Raw genomic sequence first — 16,842 nt, forward strand, 5'->3', positions numbered from 1 at the left:
GGAGGCAATTAAATGGATATATATAAGTGGCTTGTGCAGTCCGGGACACTTCCCAGAGTAAAAAAGCCTTCTCGTTACATTGGGAAAGAGCTGAATAGCCTGAAAAAGGTCAATGAAAAGGCATTGAAGGTTTTATTGGCATTTCCGGATACTTATGAGATTGGCATGTCCCATATTGGTTTGAAACTGCTTTACAGTATACTGAACAAAGAGGATGACATTATTGCAGAGCGTGCATATCTTCCGTGGAAAGATATGATCGCTGAAATGAAAAATGCCGGTGTTCCTCTGTATTCACTGGAAAGCTACACTCCTGCCAGGGACTTCCACATCCTTGGAATAACGCTTCAGTACGAGCTTAGTTTCACAAACGTTCTCAAGCTGCTGGAGCTTTCAGATATTCCTATCTTTCAAAAAGACCGGACAAAGGAACCCCTTGTGATTGGCGGTGGCCCCTGCACAAGTAATCCCGAACCGGTAGCGGATTTTTTTGACCTCTTAGTGGTTGGTGATGGCGAAGTTGTCATGCTTGAAGTGGCAAAGCTTGTGAAAGAAAATCTTGGATTGTTAAAATTAAACAAGAGGAAAGAGCTTCTTGAAATGCTTTCCCGGATACCCGGGGTTTATGTTCCATCACTGCCCAAAAGAAAAATACACAAAGGTCTTGTAAAAGACTTAAATGACCATGAGATTATCCCCTCTTCCATAGTTCCCTTTATGAGTGTAGTTCACGATAGAGCTGTAATAGAGATAATGAGGGGTTGTAATAGAGGTTGCCGTTTTTGCCAGGCGGGCATGTTTTATCGCCCGGTAAGAGAAAGGAATATTGAAAAAATTCTCCAGAGTATAGAACCCTTGATTTCAACCACCGGATACGAAGAGCTTTCATTTCTTTCACTGAGCACTATGGATTACAGCAAAATTGAAGAGCTTACTTCCCGGTCTCTGAAATATTTGAAAAATGAGCATGTTGGGCTTTCTTTACCCTCCACAAGAGTTGACAGCTTTGGGGTAGAAATGGCGGAAAAAATAGCATCCATAAGGAAAACAGGGCTTACTTTTGCACCGGAAGCAGGGACCCAAAGGTTGAGGAATGTCATCAATAAAAATGTTACAGAAGAAAATATATTAAGCGCTATATCATCAGCAATAGAAAAAGGCTGGAAAAGGGTGAAGCTGTATTTCATGATAGGTTTGCCCACAGAAACCGATGAAGATGTTAATGGAATTGTCGAGTTATCAAGAAAAATCAAAGCCCTTGGTCTTAAACAGCTCACAGTTTCGGTTTCAATATTTGTTCCGAAACCCCATACACCTTTTCAATACGCAAGGCAGATCACTCCGCCCGAGGCAAGAAAAAAATTCTCGATTCTTTCAAAAATAAAAAGGTTCGCCCAATTACAACTGCACGACCCAGGGAAAAGCTTTGTGGAAGGTTTATTAAGCCGTGGCGACAGAAAAGTTGCAAAGGCTATATACTGTGCATACAAAGACGGGTCGCTTTTTGATGAATGGGGTGAAGAATTCAGCCTTTCAACATGGATGAATGCCTTTGAAAAGTGCCAGATAGATATCCAGCAATATACCCGCGAAAGAAGCGTTGAAGAAGAACTTCCGTGGGATCATATATCCCTTGGCATTAGCAAAAAGTTTCTGCTTAAAGAGTACGAAAAAGCTCTCAAGGGAGAGCTTACACAAGATTGCAGGTGGAGTGGTTGTACTCTTTGCGGAGTCTGCCAGGAATACAGAGTGACTAACGTGCTGAATTAACCTTAAAAGCACTCAAACGGGAAAGTTCAGTGATATCACCTGCACCAAGAAAAAGGATCACGGCTTTTTTCTGCTCCTCAACCCATTCGAGTACCTGGTGATAATCCACATAATGATGAGAAGGCACGTTATGCTTTCGTAAGCCATCAAGGACTTCTGTTTCACTCAATGCACTGCTTCCTTTTTCATAAGCGTCATATAGCTTGAAGACACATACTTCGTCAGCGCCTTTCAAAGAAGCCGCGAATCTTCCATTCTCCCTCGCTAACCTTGAGTACCTATGTGGCTGAAACACGATTGCCAGCTTTCTATCCGGAAAGGCTTCTCGAGCTCCTTTTATTGTATTTCGTATTTCATCAGGAGTGTGTGCGTAGTCATCTATAAGATACAGGTCCTTTTCTTCGTTATAACCTCTGACGGTAAACCTTCTATCAGCCGAAACAAAACTTGCAAGGGAATTTCTTATGATTTCAGGGCTGATATCAAACTGACGTGCCATCGCAATAGCTCCCAGAGCATTGTAGATGTTGTACTCGCCGGGCAGGTTGAGCTCAAAAACACCCAGAGAATTTTCAGCTTCAAAAACTTCAAAAGTTTGCCTTAATCCCTTTATAGAAAGCCTTTCAAATCGGTAATCGCTATCATATTTCCCAAAAGAAACACTTTCTTTGCCTTCAAATAGCATTCTTAGCATGTCATCATCGCGGTTGTATACAATCTTGCCTGAAACACCCTTAGAAAAAAGGATTAAATGATCCAAAAAATGTTCGTGATTGTTTCCATAGTGCTCAAGGTGGTCAAAGCGAACATTTGTAAATAACGCGTGGTTAACTTTGAAAGAGGCGAAAAAGCCATCAGATTCATCGAGTTCTGTTATTGCTATGGAGCTTCCCCGTCTGTAATTTTCATGTTCCAAAAAAGGAACCTTTCCTCCCAGGAAAACTGTCGGGTCTTTTCCGGCATCTATGAATATCTTCGAAAGCATTGCAGTAGTAGTTGTCTTCCCATCTGTACCTGTGACACAGATTGATTGTTTTTCAGAGAGAACTCTTTTCAAAAGCTCCATACGGTAAAGAACTGGAATGCCATTTTTCACCGCGGCGACAAGCTCAGGATTGTTTCCAGAAATCGCAGTCGTCCTGACTACTATGTCAGGACTGCTTATGTTGTGAGGGGAGTGGCCTATCATGATTTGTATGTTTTTTCCTCTTAAATATTCAACTCTCTCATTTTCCTCAAAATTTGAGCCACAAATAACATGTCCCTCAGCCGCTAAATGAAGTGCGAGACCGCTCATGCCAATCCCGCCAATTCCAATAAAATGATATTTCAACGCGATTCCTCCCGAATTATGTTTTCAATGATTAACTCGACTGGTTCTTTTAAAACATGGATGGTCGATGTTTTCCTACTCAGGCTATTTACAATTCTGGAAAGAAGCAGCTCTGCTGTGACTGCATCTTCAAGTATAACACATCCAAGACCAAGTTTTTCTAAAATAACAGCGTTATGATACTGATGATTTTCCGCCGCCCCGTTCCAGGGTATAACGATGGCTCTTCTGTTGTAATTAACTATTTCTGCAATTGAAGTAGCTCCCCCTCTTGATATTACCAGGTCTGCTTTAGCCACATACTCATGAAGGTCGTAAATATATTCAAAAGTCTTGACAAAGGAATATTTTTCAAACTTTTGGGGGTCTTCTCCTCTTCCAGTTATGTGCAAAAATTGAAAATCATGTTTATCGCTATTAATTAATTCATAGAGTTCCAGCATTTTTTTATTGATAAAGGATGACCCCTGGCTTCCACCCATGACAACTATAAGGGGTTTGCTCATGTCAAATTTCAGTTCTTCGAAAACCTCTTCGCGGTTTTTATAAACTCGCCTAACAGGATTACCGGTAAAACGGGCTTTGTGTGAGAATTTTCCGAACTTTTCGATGCTCTCTTTAAAGCTCACAAAGATTGCTGTAGCATATTTTGCGAGTTTTTTATTAGCCATACCCGGTAAGGCGTTTTGCTCATGCAAATAAATAGGTATATTGAGCTTACTGGCAGCAAGAACAACTGGAAAAGATATATAGCCACCACTTGAAAATAGAAAATCTGGCCTGAATTCTTGCAACTCTTTTTTTACAATTCTTGTTTGCATCAAATGTTTAATTACTATACCTACATTTGATGGTTTATATATTGGCCTTATTAATCCGTGTACATTCAGTGGTATTTTCTTTACTTCTGCAAAATCCTGATCAACCCTTTTATCATCAAGGCGTCCAGCAATTGTGAAGTAAAGGAATTCAGTATCAAATTTTTCTGACAGCCTTTGAGCAACTGCCAGTATGGGGTAATAATGGCCACCAGTTCCTCCGCCACATAAAGCAACCTTTAGTTTAGCCAATATCTTCCTCCTCTTTTTCAAGAATAATGGAAAATACTACCCCGAGCCCAAGAATCAGAGACATTAAGGAAGACCCGCCATAACTTACAAAGGGGAGCGTAACTCCAGTTGGGGGGAATAATCCAAGATTTACGCCTATGTTCACGCTTGCTTGAAGAAAAACATAAAAAGCAAAACCTATTACGAAAAGCTTACCTTCGGTATTTTTTATGTATCTCAAGGCTATCTGTGAAAGTACCATGACAAAACCTACATAAGAAAACATTAGAAGAAACATGCCAATTATTCCCCATTCTTCACCGATGGTAGCAAAAATGAAATCCGAATAACTAACGGGAAGGTAATATTTAACTACTCCCATTCCAAGGCCTCTACCGAAAAGATCACCGGAAGAGATGGCCATAAGGCTGTAAGATACCTGTTCGTGGCCTTGTCCTCTTAATGAAGAGAAGAATTCTGACAATCTTTCAAGCTGGTAAGGTTTTATGAGATCTGCTTTCAGCATGATAAATCCAAGCAGAATCACAACTAAAAACAAAACTATTAGATGTGCGGGTTTGACTCCACCTAAAATCATCATTATCAGTACAATTGAAAGCATAATAATCGAAGTTGACAGATCAGGTTCAATAAATGTCAACCCGATAATCGGGGCGGAAAGAAGAATCGGTAAAATTATTGTGTTCCAGAAGTTTGATTTTTCCCTGTTCAATTTTCCGAAGTGAACAGCCAAAATCAAGAGTAAAACGAGTTTTGCGAATTCAGAAACCTGTATAGTAAAGTTTCCAAACTCAATCCACCTGTGAGATCCACCCCTGCTTTGGGAGAAAAGAACGAACACAAGGAGAGAAATGATTGCTGGATAATAGAACGGGAACGAAAGGCGAAAATGAGTTCTTCCACCCATAAAGATGGCTATAGATGCAAGCAATAGACCTATAAAAAAGGATATCAGTTGCCTCTGGAGATATTCAGAAGCATAAAAGCCTATCAGCCTTGCTTCCATGCTCAGGCCTGCACTGTATATAAAAACAAATCCCATAGCAAGCATGATGCTTACAAAAACACTTAAAATGATTATCTGGCTTTTCATCTCATCATACCGGCTGTTTTTCTAAGATTTTTAACTTCATTTATGAAATCTTCACCCCGTTCTTTGTAGTTCCTGTACCTATCGAAGCTCGAACCTCCCGGACTAAACAAGACCACATTGCCTGCAAGAGCTGCTTTATGTGCCTTTTCTACAGCCTGCTTCATATTGTCTACCACTTCGTAAGAAATATCATGATCGAGTTTTTCCACTAATCCAAGTTCATCCCCGATGATAATGACCTTTTTGAGCATTTTTAACCTGGGCAATAATTCGTTAAAACTTTCATCTTTTCCCTTGCCTGCGAGAATTAAAACAATATCAGAAGGCTGAAAGTTTTCCAGCGCTTTGACCACAGCATGAGCATTTGTTGCCTTTGAATCGTCGATATAGCAAACCCCTTCAATGGTTTCCACTTTCATCAACCTATGTCTTGGATATTTATAGGATACCAGTTTTTCGAGGGCATCGAACACTGAGATACCTGAAAAATGGGCTAACGCAATTGCAACCAGGGCATTTTCCCAATTATGCCTAGTCGTGATGTACCTGGTCAGGTCAAGCCTCACTTTATGGAAGTTCATAATGCCATCTTTAACGGATAAAAGCCCTTTACCTTTTAATGAGAAGGGTACGATATGAGCATTTCGCTGGATGTCGAATTTATTAACCAGATCCTCTTGCAGTATCGAGTACTCAGAAGTTAAAGTGATTATCTTTTTCTTCTGAGCCAGATATTCTGAAAAGGTACCATGATAATCGAGATGGTCTTCCGCCACATTCAGCACACTTGAAAGGTGAAAAACAGGTTCTTTTGAATCAAACCAGTTCAACTGAAAGGAACTAACTTCCAGAACATAAAAATCGTAATCATCTTTCATTGCAGTCGCCAGAGGAACTCCAATGTTTCCGCCGACAAAGACGTTAAGCCCCTTTTCCTTCATTATGTGCCCAAGCATTGATGTTGTAGTGGTTTTTCCGTTAGTTCCTGTTATACCTATAAAAACACCTTTTTTTCTTTTCTTAAGCTCTTTCAGTGAAAACTCGAGCTCTGTTGTTACGGGTTTTCCAGAAGAAATTATCCTCCGCCCGATGGCACTGCGAGGTGAAATACCCGGACTCATAACAAAAAAATCTGATTCGAGAATTTTTTCTGTGTGGCCGTCCTGCTCAAAGAATATTCCCTCATCTTCAAGATACGCTCTATATTCTTCATGAACTTTTCCTTGCTCGGAAATAAGACATTCCCATTCTGGATAAGTACTTCTTATGTATTTCAAAAGTTCAAAATTCGAGGCTCCCAGACCGACAAATCCAATTTTCTTCACCAATAACCCCTCCAACCGAGTAATCCAAGTAATGAAAATCCAAGTGCTATGATGGAAAATCTGAAAGCAATTTTCGACTCATGCCAGCCTAAAAGTTCAAAATGGTGATGAACAGGAGCCATCTTAAAAACTCTCTTGTTTCGCAATTTAAAAGAACCCACTTGAATGATATCACTCAAAGTTTCTACAACAAATATAAAGCCAAAGAGAAACAGATAAATTTCCCGCCCTGTCATAGCCAGAGATGCCGCCAAAATGCCTCCAAGGGAAAGGGATCCAGTATCGCCCATGAAAACTTTTGCTGGATACCAATTGTGCCACAAAAAGCCTAAAAGCGCACCTATCAATGCAGAATACAAAGAACCATGATATCCCAAAATAATCAATGGAAACACCGATGCAATATACACACTACCAGCCAGGCCATCAACACCATCGGTAATATTCACCGCATTTGCTGTTCCCACTATCGCTGTCATGGCAAAGGGAAAATAAAGAAATCCTATATCGATGCTTTTCTTAGAAAAGGGTATGAGAAGATGTGTATGGGGATTGACGCGTTGGATCATGTACACAATGAAAAACGCTATAAAAAATTCCAGTATCAGCCTTGTTAAAGCGCTTATACCTGAAGAATTTCTCTTTATCAGCTTTGCTAAATCATCCATGGCACCAACAATTCCAAAAAGAACCCCTGTTGTAACAGGGATAATTAAATTGTGATCTTTACTGAAAAAAGTTACAGCTAACAACACCACGGGTATAAAAACCAACCCTGCTGATGTGGGGGTTCCCGTTTTATGATTGTGCAGATCCGGTCCCTCTTCCCGGATAAACTGCCCGATTTTGTTTTTTCTTTGCAAATTTTCAAATGGATACAGAAGCAGGAGTACCCCAAAAAAAGAAAGAAAGAAAAGCATCAGCTCATTCATTTTTCATTATCTTCTCCTTGAAAGCGTTAAGCACTTTTTCTAACATGACGCTTCTTGAAGCTTTGAAGTAAACAATGGTTCTTTTTTTTACATGTTTAACCAGCCAATTCACTATATCCTCAACAGAATTACTAACAAGAGAAGGGGTAACAAGCTCGGTAACGTATTCTACCTGAGGGTCTGCTGTATAAAGCACTATACTGTCAAAATCCCGCAAAAGCTCTGCGAGCTTATGATGCGCTGCTTTTGAATGGCTTCCCTGCTCAAGAATGGAACCAATTACTGCTATCTTTTCTCCTTTGGATAACCTGGAAATCGCTTCAACAGCAACCATTACAGATTCTATACTGCTGTTGTAACAGTCATTTATCACTCTTATTCCAGAGTAGTCATGAACTTTGAACCTGTTATCAAAGGGAAGGGTTGAGTCCAGAAGAAGAAGTTCTGGCAGTTCTATTCCCATGGCATGCATTGTTAAATATGCAGCCATTAAACTCTTGATCTGACCCTTGTTCCAAATCCCTTTCAACCTTATCAAGCGCTTGTTACCGCTGAAATCAAGCACAACCATTGTATTGCCATTCATATAATAGTATTCATCAAGCAGAAGAAGGCCTTTTGTTTCACCAAAAAGTAATGTCCTGAACGTTGCCCTTTCCAATCTTTTGACCAACCTACTATTATCACCATTAGCTACTGCGGTATCATGATCTCTGAGTTCTGAGAAGACAGAGAACTTCTCGTCAAAAAGCTCATTATAGGACTTATAATTTCCAAGATGAGCAGTCCCTATATTGGTCAAAATCGATATATTGGGTTTTACAAGCTCTATTAATCTTTTTATGTCGCCTTTTTTATCAGCTGCAAGCTCAAAAATCCCATATCGGGATGCATTGAGTTCCTCTCTTTTTTCAAGAATGGCAAGCGGAAGACCGATCTCGGTGTTGTAATTACCGGGGGTTTTAAAGGTAGGCTCCATTTTCGTAAGGGCTTGATGCAGCAATTCCTTTGTAGTAGTTTTGCCATTTGAACCTGTGATGCCTATTCTGAACTCGATTTTTGAAGTCTGCAATATTTTCTTTGCTGATTCCAGAAGAAGTCTGCCTGGGTCTTCCGCAAAAAATACCCTTTCATCTGAAATTTTCTTAGAGGTCACAGCTGAAAAAGCGCCCCGTTTAAGGGCGTCTATAACAAAATCATTTCCATCAGAGTGTTTCCCTTTCAAAGCTATGAAAACATCACCGGGTTCTACTTTTCTTGAATCTATCTTTAACTTTTTTCCATCCGTCAGTTTTAGAAACTCAGTGATAATCTCTTCATTCATCACCTTTTTATGAGCCTCCGAAATTTCACATCGAGAATATGCTTGACCATTTCCTTGTCATTGAAAGGGATTAACTCATTATCAACAACCTGAAATTCCTCATGCCCTCTGCCCGCAATTACCACCATATCCTGTCTGTTAGCAAGAGTTAGTCCGACAGATATTGCTTCTTTTCTATCCGGGATAACCAGATAAGGTTTCAGCTTGTTGATCCCTTCTTCTATATCTTTTAGAATTTCTTCCGGATCTTCATGCTTGGGGTCATCTGAAGTGAGGATTACCACATCTGAAAATCTTGATGCGACCTCACCCATAAGTGGGCGTTTACCTTTGTCCGCATTTCCGCCAGCACCAAAAACAAGTATTATCCTTCCTTCAACGAGCCTTCTGGCGGTTTTCAGCAATTTTTCAAGGGCATCAGGAGTATGGGCAAAATCTACTACCACTTCAAATCCGTATTTGGAAGCCTCTTCTACAAATTCAAATCTTCCGGGAACTCCGGTAAAGGTGGAAATAGCCTCAATTATATGCGCTGTGTCATAGTTAAGTGCTTCCATAATCGCAATAACCGCAGCCACATTGTAAGCATTGTGCTCTCCTATAAGCCTGGTGTAAACTTTCTGGGTCGAACCAAAGGGAGTCGATATGTCAAAATACATACCAGAACGAGTCATCTCAAGGTTTTCTATTCTGTAGTCTGATTCATCACCGAATCCATAAGTAAGGATTTGACCACGCTGGAGCTGGATATCTGCAATGTTTATTCTGTCAGCGTTGACTACGGCCTTTCCAGAAGGTTTAATCAAATTAAACAGCTTCAGTTTGGTTGCATAATAGTCCTCAAAGGATTCGTGGAAATCCAGATGATCCCTGGTAACATTGCTGATAGCCGCTACATCGAAGCGCATGCCCGAGACCCTGTGCATTGCCAGGGCATGAGAAGAAACTTCCATTACGAAGTATTCGTAATTTTCTTCAACAGATTTCTTAAGATATTTTGCAAGGACCGGAGCTCCAGGTGTGGTGTTTTTAGGATTCCTGGATTCCTTGCCAGCAATATAGTTAACTACCGTGCCTACAAGCGAGCATTTTTTTTCGAAAGTATCAAGAACATGCTTAACCAATGTTGTGATGGTAGTCTTTCCATTTGTACCGGTAACGCCAATTGTGATGAGTTTTTCGTAGGGGTGATCCGCCTGCTCCATAAACAACATCGCTTCAGCTTTTCTGCTGTTTTTTACATAAATAACCGGAATTTTAATTTGGTCTGATTCGATTGGTCTTTCTGCGATTAAAGCAGTTGCACCCTTTTCCTGAAGGTCCTCCGCAAGGACGTGAGAATCGAAATAAGTTCCTTTGATGCAGATAAAGAGATCATTGGGCTTGAGAAAACGGGAGTTACTTACGATTGAAGAAATGTCTGGATCGATCCCATCCATATTTATCGTTTGAAGGACGAGATCTCCGAGGAGCTCAATAACGCGGGATAACTTCATTGATCACCCCCCTTTCAATGGTTGTATTTTATCATCTATTAGCGAACTTGACAATAAGAAAGCAAAATGCTAATATAGATTAGCAGTCTATCGAGGTGAGTGCTAATGAGCCCCAGAAATTCTGGCAAAGAACCTATACTCAACGACAGACAGGTGAAGATTCTTTATTGCATCGTCAAAGAGTATATCACATATGGCAAACCTGTTAGTTCCCGACAGGTTTTACATCGTTCCAATATCAGTTGCAGTTCTGCAACAATCCGCAATGATATGCGGAAACTTGAATTCCTTGGATACATTTTTCAACCTCATACATCAGCGGGGCGTATTCCAACTGATAAAGGGCTGAGGTTCTATTTTAATTCAATTCAGAAGCTTGCATCGGATTATGAAGACAGCAGCGCGTCAATTTCTCTGCGGCAGGCAGCCTTTGTCGCAGATGTCGAAAAAATATTGAAAGTAACGGCAAAAGCCCTTTCAAAGGTTACCATGGCCTATGCGGTGATCGAAAAGCCCAAGCAGGAAAAATTACTCGTAAAGCATATTGCAATTTCACCCATATCTCAAAATTATTTCGGCGTCACACTGGTTACAGATTTAGGCGTCACCATGAATTCAACTGTGTATATTGGCCATAATTTTACCCATTATGAAGATCTCCAGCGGCGCCTTAACGATGCTATCAGGGGAAAAATGATTGGTGAGATAAAAAAGGGGTTGAAGGAGCTAAAACTGCTTAACGACCACTGGTATAACGAAGAAATTGAGGAAATGCTGTACATACTTCAAAATATTTTTGAAAGCGAAGAGGAAAATAGATATGTTAAATATGGTCTTGAATACATTGTTTCTTCAACGGCCTTAAATTGGCAGGATATAGTTGGTCTGATAAAACATACTGAGGACCAGGGTAAACTCAACAATCTTATCAGCAAATTCTCTCACTACGATGAAAAGGTGATAATTGGGAAAGAATTAGGCATAGAAGAACTAAAGAACTTTTCGCTTTTTATATCCGGATATCAGAAATTCAACGAGCGTCTTGGAACAATAGCAGTGCTTGGACCTAAAATATTGCCTTATGAGAAGATATACACATATCTGAAATACATGTCGAATCGATTATCAGAGGTTTTCAGTAAAAGATGAGTCGGAGGTGGTAACATGGAAGAAAAGAACGAAAAACAGAAAAAGGGTAAAGCCCCTTCACACACTTTGAAGGACAAAATTGCAGCTTTGGAGAAAAAGATTAAGGAAAAGGATGAACATATAAAAGAACTCGAAGATCAGCTTGCAAGAATGAGGTCAGAGTTCCATAATTTCAGAATGGCTCTTCAAAGAGAGCAGGAAGTATTAATCAGCAGAGAGAAAGAAAATGTGGTGTTCAAACTAATAGGTTTGCTTGAAGATTTTGAACGTGCTCTAAATCATGGAAATAACACTTCTGAAAACTTCGTCAAGGGTATCAGGATGCTATATAAGCGTCTTGCAATGATACTTACTGAAGAGGGCGTGGAAGAGATTTTACCTGCAACAGGCTCACCCTTTGACCCCTTCAGGGACGAAGCAGTAGAAACTGTGGAATCCGATTCGGCAGAAGAGATGACAATTCTGGAAGTCAAAGAAAAAGGATACAGATATGCCAACAAAATCCTGAAAGCGCCCAAGGTTGTAGTCGCCGTTAAGCCGAGAGTGAGAAAAGAAAAACACTCTGACGACACACCATCCGGGCAGTAAAGGGTGGTGAGTTTATGGCAGCAAGAAAAGATTATTATGAAATCCTTGGAGTTTCAAGAGACGCCTCAAAAGATGACATAAAAAGAGCGTACAGAAAGCTTGTGAAACAATGGCATCCTGATGCATATAAAGGGAGCGACAAAAAACAAGCTGAAGAGAAATTCAAAGAAATACAGGAAGCTTACGAGATTTTGAACGACCCGCAAAAACGCTCCATGTATGATCGATTTGGATATGTGGGCGAACCCGGTTATTCAGGCGGTGGAAGGACCACAGGAAACAGTGGAGGCTTCTTTGAGGATATCTTCGGAGATTTTCAGGATATCTTTGATGTCTTTTTTGGCGGTTCCAGATCAACTCAAGGGAGAAGAACACAACGAAGCGTAAAAGGTGAAGATATTCACACCACAATAACTGTGGAAATAAAAGATGTTATAAACGGAAAGATTTCATTTCTTGAATATGATAGAAAAGTAGCATGTAGTGCTTGCAATGGTACTGGAGCAGAAAAGGGAACAAGCTTTTCAACGTGTCCACGATGTAATGGAACCGGGACTGTTACCGAAGAACACAGGTCCTTTTTTGGAGTTTTTACAAACACTCATGTTTGTGAAGCTTGCGGTGGAACCGGAAAAATAATAAGCAAGAGGTGCCAGACGTGTAATGGAACTGGATCAGTCAGACAGAAGCATCGTGTCAGGATAAACATCCCCGCTGGTGTAGAAGACGGCGCAACCATAAGACTTACTGGTCAGGGTAATTCCGGAAAATTTGGTGGACCAAATGGTGATCTATATGTTCGGGTCAGGGTAAGCATGCCTCCCTATTATCGAAGAAGCGGCAACGATCTTTTATACTCAGTCGAAATCGATTATACAGAAGCGGCTCTGGGAACCATCGTTAAAATTCCTTTGCCCGAAGGAAGCTATGAAAATCTCAAAATACCTGCTGGTACTGATCCAGGTACCATTTTTAAACTGAAGGGATATGGCATTCCTTCGATGAACAGCGGGAGACGTGGCGATATTTTGGTTACAGTAAAGGTTAAAATTCCAAAACCTTCTCTAAAGGAAAAGAAATTGCTGGAAGAACTCGCTAAGGTCAAAGGCATTTCAAGATAGTGCTACTTAGTACAAATCTATAAGCAAGGCGGTGCCTTTATAGGTTGCCGCTTTGCTTTTTGATATAATGGCAGGGAGCTTGTGATTGCAATCCAGAAGAGGTGATAACATGAGTTTCGGTAAGGCTTTCAAAGACTATTTTTTCATCACTATAGGCTCACTGATAACGGCAGTAGCCCTTGTATCCTTTCTCATCCCGAACAACGTTATAGCTGGTGGAGTGAGTGGATTGGCTATAATTTTTTATAGATTGTTCGGTTGGTGGGTTGGAATACAAATGCTGGCTTATAACGCTGTTCTCTTCGTCCTCGCTTTTATGCTGCTCGGGGTAGGCTTTGGTGTAAAATCTATTTACTCCGCAGTCATTTTATCGGTGTTCATAGATGCGTTGCAACACATAAATATCCCTGTTTTTGTGGCTTCCAGTGTGCAGGATGGAGGCTTGCTTGTGGCGATATACGGCGGTGCATTGGCAGGGATAGGTATGGGTATGGTACTCTGGCGCGGTGCTTCTACCGGCGGAACTGATATCATAGCCATGATATTGAGCAAATATCTCCATTTAAGTACGGGAATAGGGCTTTTACTGGCTGATACAATTATCACTACCATGGCTATAGTGGTTTTCGGCCCGCTTGTTGCCATGTATGGTATCATTACGATCTTCACAACCAGCAAGACCATAGACGGCATTCTCGAAGGATTCGGTAATACTCGAACTGCCTTTATAATCACTGAAAAATATGAAGAAGTTAAATCCAGAATATTGAAAGATATGGAACGAGGTGTTACACTGCTAAATGCTGTTGGAGGCTTTACAGGAAAGGAAAGACCTGTTCTAATGGTATCGCTAAGGCGGCGGGAATTGGGGATGTTAAGGCGAATAATAAAGGAAGAAGATCCGAACATATTCATGATAGTTGTTAACAACGCAGAAGTGTTTGGAGAAGGCTTCAAACACTTGAGTTAACGGAGGCCAGAAATGAATTTCCTGACACTGGATAGTTCTTCTAAACGATTGATAGTAGGTATTAAAAGCGAAAATAAAGAAGCGGGAGTTCTTTTGAATTCCATCGGTAAACATGGCGCTTTTCTTATGAGAGCTATAAAGAATTTGCTTGAATACGCCGATCTCAAGACCTCTGAGCTCGATTTTTTAGGATGCGGGATAGGGCCAGGATCATTAACTGGATTGAGGGTAGGCATTTCAACGATAAAGGGTCTGGCATATCCCTTCAACCTTTCAGTGGCAACTTTTTGCTCCCTTGATATGCTGGCAATTTCTACTTTGCTGCCAGAGGAAAAAGGTGTGGTAGCAAGAAAAGGGAGAGAAGGGCATTATTATTGGCGAAGGTATAGATTGACCGGTGGCAAATTGATAAGAGAAACGCATCCTGCATTTTCTCCCCTTGAAGAATTAGCGAATAAACTCGATTTGGATGAGACAATTATCCTCGAAAACGCTGAACACTTAAACGAATTTCCTGAAATTAATTCACGAATAGCCAGGCCACCATCAATAGAAGATCTTCTGTGTTTAACGGAAGAATCTTACAGGCATGGGGGACTTGTCGACCTCAGGGAGTTAAATCCATACTATCTGCAAAAATCAGTCGCTGAAATAAACTGGGAAAAAAGATATGGAAAACCAGAAAATCCTTGAAGACATTTTTATAGAACTGCGGAAGCGATACAATCCCCACGGATGGTGGCCTGCTGAGACACCCTTTGAAATAGCAATTGGTGCCGTATTAACGCAAAACACAAACTGGAACAACGTGGAAAAAGCCATTTCAAACCTAAAAAAATTGAGAGTTTTATCTCCAGAAGGTCTTTGTAAACTGGACAATAGAACTTTGATAGAAGCCATCAAACCTGCTGGATTCTATACTCGTAAATCAAAGGTTGTCAAAGCAATTTCCCGGATATTCAAATCGCTTTGGGTTGAGGAAGACATGTTTGAGATCAGAAAAAAACTCCTGTCCATTAAAGGAATTGGCAAAGAAACTGCTGATTCTATACTTTTGTATGCCTTTGAAAGGCCTATATTTGTTGTTGATGCCTACACACTGAGATTTCTAAAAAGATATGGATTTGATAATCTGGTAGATTATGATCATGTTCAAGCTATGTTTCAAAATGCCTTTCCAGGTAATGTTTCTTTGTTCAGGGATTTTCATGCTGTTATTGTTGAACATTCAAAAGCCCTTTGCAGAAAAAAACCCGATTGCAATAATTGTTTCCTCATAAAATGCAAAAGGGCTGCCGATGCCGGCACCCCTTAACATTAAATATGCAGTGGATTTCCTTCCAGTCCTTCAGCTGCATCTCTAATGGCTTCGGCAATAGTGGGGTGTGGATGTATTGTACTAGTAAGGTCTTCAAGCGTTAAGCCTTTCTTTACAGCCAGGACCACTTCCATCATTATTTCGCTTACATGTGCACCTATAAGGCTTCCTCCAACAATGATGTTTTTATCATTTACGATTAGTTTCACAAAGCCTTCTCGTTCACCCATTGTATTTGCCCTTCCATTTGCGCTCATGGGAAAGATGAAGCTCCTAAGCCCTTTTTTTAAACCACTTTCTCCTTCTTTAATTCCCACAGAAGCCACTTCAGGCGTTGAATAAACCACTGACGGGAAAGCGTTAAAGGCTATTTCTGATTCTTTGCCGGACAATTTCTCTGCAACAGCTATCCCTTCAGCGCTGGCTACATGTGCAAGCATTACTTTCCCTCGAACATCACCAATTGCCAGGATGTTCGGGATACTGCTTCTGAAATTCTCATCTGTTACAATCGCACCACGCTCGGTGGAAAGTGCTTTTTCAAGACCCCGTGGGATTACAGGTTCTCTTCCAATTGAAACCAGAACTCTATCCGATACCAGTTCTGATTTGTCATTCAGAACTATGTTGAATTTCTCTTGCTTTTCAATCTTTTCGACAACTGTTGAAAGAAGTATTTTGATACCCCTGCGGGATAAAGATTTTTCTATTGTCTTTGACACATCAATATCTTCCGCAGGCAGAAGACGATTCATCATTTCAACTACGGTGACAGAACTTCCAAGATTTGAAAACAACGTTGCCATTTCTATACCGATAACACCTCCACCAATTATTACGATGCTCTCCGGAATACTTTCCATAGTAAACACATCATCTGAACTCCATAAGCCTTCAACTTTAAGAGGCTCCGGAATTCTAGGCTTTGAACCGGTTGCGACAACAAAATATTCTCCTTTCAACAGCTCTCCGGATTCTTCAATGTAAAAACTATCTTTATCAAAACAGGCAGTTCCTTTTATAATAGATACGCCATTCTTCTTCAGCAACGCCTCTGTTCCTTTGCGAGACATCATGACGGAACGCTCCATGTGCTTCTTCATGCCATTAAGGTCAAAAGAAAGCTCACCTGAAAGGCCAAGACGCTTTCCCCTTTCCTTGATCCCGGCGTAAAGCCCAGAAGCGTGCAGCAAAGCCTTTGTGGGTATACAACCAACATTTGTACAGGTACCCCCAAAAAACTTTTGTTCCACAATAGCCACTTTTTTACCGCGCTGGGCAAGTCTTATGGCACAATCACTTCCACCCGGGCCTCCGCCGATAACCACGACATCGAATTTCTCCATGATACAC

Annotated in this window: 15 protein-coding genes; 7 read left to right on the top strand and 8 right to left on the bottom strand. The window is 40.7% G+C overall.

Going from position 1 to position 16,842, the window contains the following annotated elements; translation table 11 throughout:
- Nucleotides 1-12: 12 nt before the first annotated feature.
- On the top strand, nucleotides 13-1,770 hold the full coding sequence (locus AT15_RS03870) for a TIGR03960 family B12-binding radical SAM protein (RefSeq protein ID WP_068346537.1): 1,758 nt from the start codon (nucleotides 13-15) through the stop codon (nucleotides 1,768-1,770).
- Here the strand turns inward: AT15_RS03870 and murC are convergent.
- Genes murC through AT15_RS03905 form a run of 7 tightly spaced genes read right to left on the bottom strand, consistent with a single transcriptional unit; the run spans nucleotide 1,754 to nucleotide 10,343 of the window.
- On the bottom strand, nucleotides 1,754-3,103 hold the full coding sequence (murC, locus tag AT15_RS03875) for a UDP-N-acetylmuramate--L-alanine ligase (RefSeq protein WP_068346539.1): 1,350 nt from the start codon (nucleotides 3,101-3,103) through the stop codon (nucleotides 1,754-1,756). The two genes, AT15_RS03870 and murC, sit on opposite strands and share 17 nt — an antisense overlap.
- On the bottom strand, nucleotides 3,100-4,173 hold the full coding sequence (locus tag AT15_RS03880; protein WP_068346541.1) for a UDP-N-acetylglucosamine--N-acetylmuramyl-(pentapeptide) pyrophosphoryl-undecaprenol N-acetylglucosamine transferase: 1,074 nt from the start codon (nucleotides 4,171-4,173) through the stop codon (nucleotides 3,100-3,102). Before AT15_RS03880 ends, murC begins: the two co-directional genes overlap by 4 nt.
- Nucleotides 4,166-5,266, bottom strand: coding sequence for an FtsW/RodA/SpoVE family cell cycle protein (locus tag AT15_RS03885; RefSeq protein WP_068346544.1), 1,101 nt, complete (start codon nucleotides 5,264-5,266; stop codon nucleotides 4,166-4,168). Before AT15_RS03885 ends, AT15_RS03880 begins: the two co-directional genes overlap by 8 nt.
- Complete coding sequence (gene murD / locus AT15_RS03890; RefSeq protein WP_161484648.1) at nucleotides 5,263-6,591, bottom strand: UDP-N-acetylmuramoyl-L-alanine--D-glutamate ligase; 1,329 nt, start codon at nucleotides 6,589-6,591, stop codon at nucleotides 5,263-5,265. Before murD ends, AT15_RS03885 begins: the two co-directional genes overlap by 4 nt.
- On the bottom strand, nucleotides 6,588-7,523 hold the full coding sequence (gene mraY / locus AT15_RS03895) for a phospho-N-acetylmuramoyl-pentapeptide-transferase (protein WP_068346547.1): 936 nt from the start codon (nucleotides 7,521-7,523) through the stop codon (nucleotides 6,588-6,590). Before mraY ends, murD begins: the two co-directional genes overlap by 4 nt.
- Entirely contained in the window at nucleotides 7,516-8,847 is a 1,332-nt protein-coding gene (locus AT15_RS03900; protein WP_084251449.1) for a UDP-N-acetylmuramoyl-tripeptide--D-alanyl-D-alanine ligase, read from the bottom strand. The genes mraY and AT15_RS03900 overlap by 8 nt, the downstream gene beginning before the upstream one ends.
- On the bottom strand, nucleotides 8,847-10,343 hold the full coding sequence (locus AT15_RS03905; RefSeq protein ID WP_068346551.1) for a UDP-N-acetylmuramoyl-L-alanyl-D-glutamate--2,6-diaminopimelate ligase: 1,497 nt from the start codon (nucleotides 10,341-10,343) through the stop codon (nucleotides 8,847-8,849). The genes AT15_RS03900 and AT15_RS03905 overlap by 1 nt, the downstream gene beginning before the upstream one ends.
- 105 nt (nucleotides 10,344-10,448) lie before the next feature.
- Here AT15_RS03905 and hrcA point away from each other — a divergent pair, with 105 nt between their 5' ends.
- The 6 genes from hrcA (at nucleotide 10,449) to AT15_RS03935 (ending at nucleotide 15,486) form a co-directional block, all read left to right on the top strand.
- The gene (gene hrcA / locus AT15_RS03910; RefSeq protein WP_068346552.1) at nucleotides 10,449-11,492 is read left to right on the top strand and encodes a heat-inducible transcriptional repressor HrcA; all 1,044 of its coding nucleotides are present in this window, start codon (nucleotides 10,449-10,451) and stop codon (nucleotides 11,490-11,492) included.
- A gap of 15 nt (nucleotides 11,493-11,507) precedes the next feature.
- Nucleotides 11,508-12,080, top strand: coding sequence for a nucleotide exchange factor GrpE (locus AT15_RS03915; protein WP_084251451.1), 573 nt, complete (start codon nucleotides 11,508-11,510; stop codon nucleotides 12,078-12,080).
- A gap of 14 nt (nucleotides 12,081-12,094) precedes the next feature.
- The gene (dnaJ, locus tag AT15_RS03920) at nucleotides 12,095-13,201 is read left to right on the top strand and encodes a molecular chaperone DnaJ (protein WP_068346554.1); all 1,107 of its coding nucleotides are present in this window, start codon (nucleotides 12,095-12,097) and stop codon (nucleotides 13,199-13,201) included.
- A 109-nt stretch (nucleotides 13,202-13,310) separates the two neighbouring features.
- A complete protein-coding gene (locus AT15_RS03925; RefSeq protein ID WP_068346556.1) occupies nucleotides 13,311-14,171 on the top strand; it encodes a YitT family protein in 861 nt (286 codons plus the stop codon).
- A gap of 12 nt (nucleotides 14,172-14,183) precedes the next feature.
- A complete protein-coding gene (gene tsaB, locus AT15_RS03930; protein WP_068346558.1) occupies nucleotides 14,184-14,864 on the top strand; it encodes a tRNA (adenosine(37)-N6)-threonylcarbamoyltransferase complex dimerization subunit type 1 TsaB in 681 nt (226 codons plus the stop codon).
- Nucleotides 14,842-15,486 (top strand): endonuclease III domain-containing protein, encoded by a 645-nt coding sequence (locus AT15_RS03935; RefSeq protein ID WP_068346561.1) that lies wholly within the window; start codon nucleotides 14,842-14,844, stop codon nucleotides 15,484-15,486. The genes tsaB and AT15_RS03935 overlap by 23 nt, the downstream gene beginning before the upstream one ends.
- Before the next feature lie 2 nt (nucleotides 15,487-15,488).
- On the opposite strand, the gene lpdA is transcribed toward AT15_RS03935, so the two are convergent.
- Nucleotides 15,489-16,835, bottom strand: a complete 1,347-nt coding sequence (gene lpdA, locus AT15_RS03940; protein ID WP_068346562.1) for a dihydrolipoyl dehydrogenase — start codon at nucleotides 16,833-16,835, stop codon at nucleotides 15,489-15,491.
- Nucleotides 16,836-16,842 lie beyond the last annotated feature (7 nt).

The sequence above is a fragment of the Kosmotoga arenicorallina S304 genome (assembly GCF_001636545.1).
GTDB lineage: Bacteria > Thermotogota > Thermotogae > Petrotogales > Kosmotogaceae > Kosmotoga_B > Kosmotoga_B arenicorallina.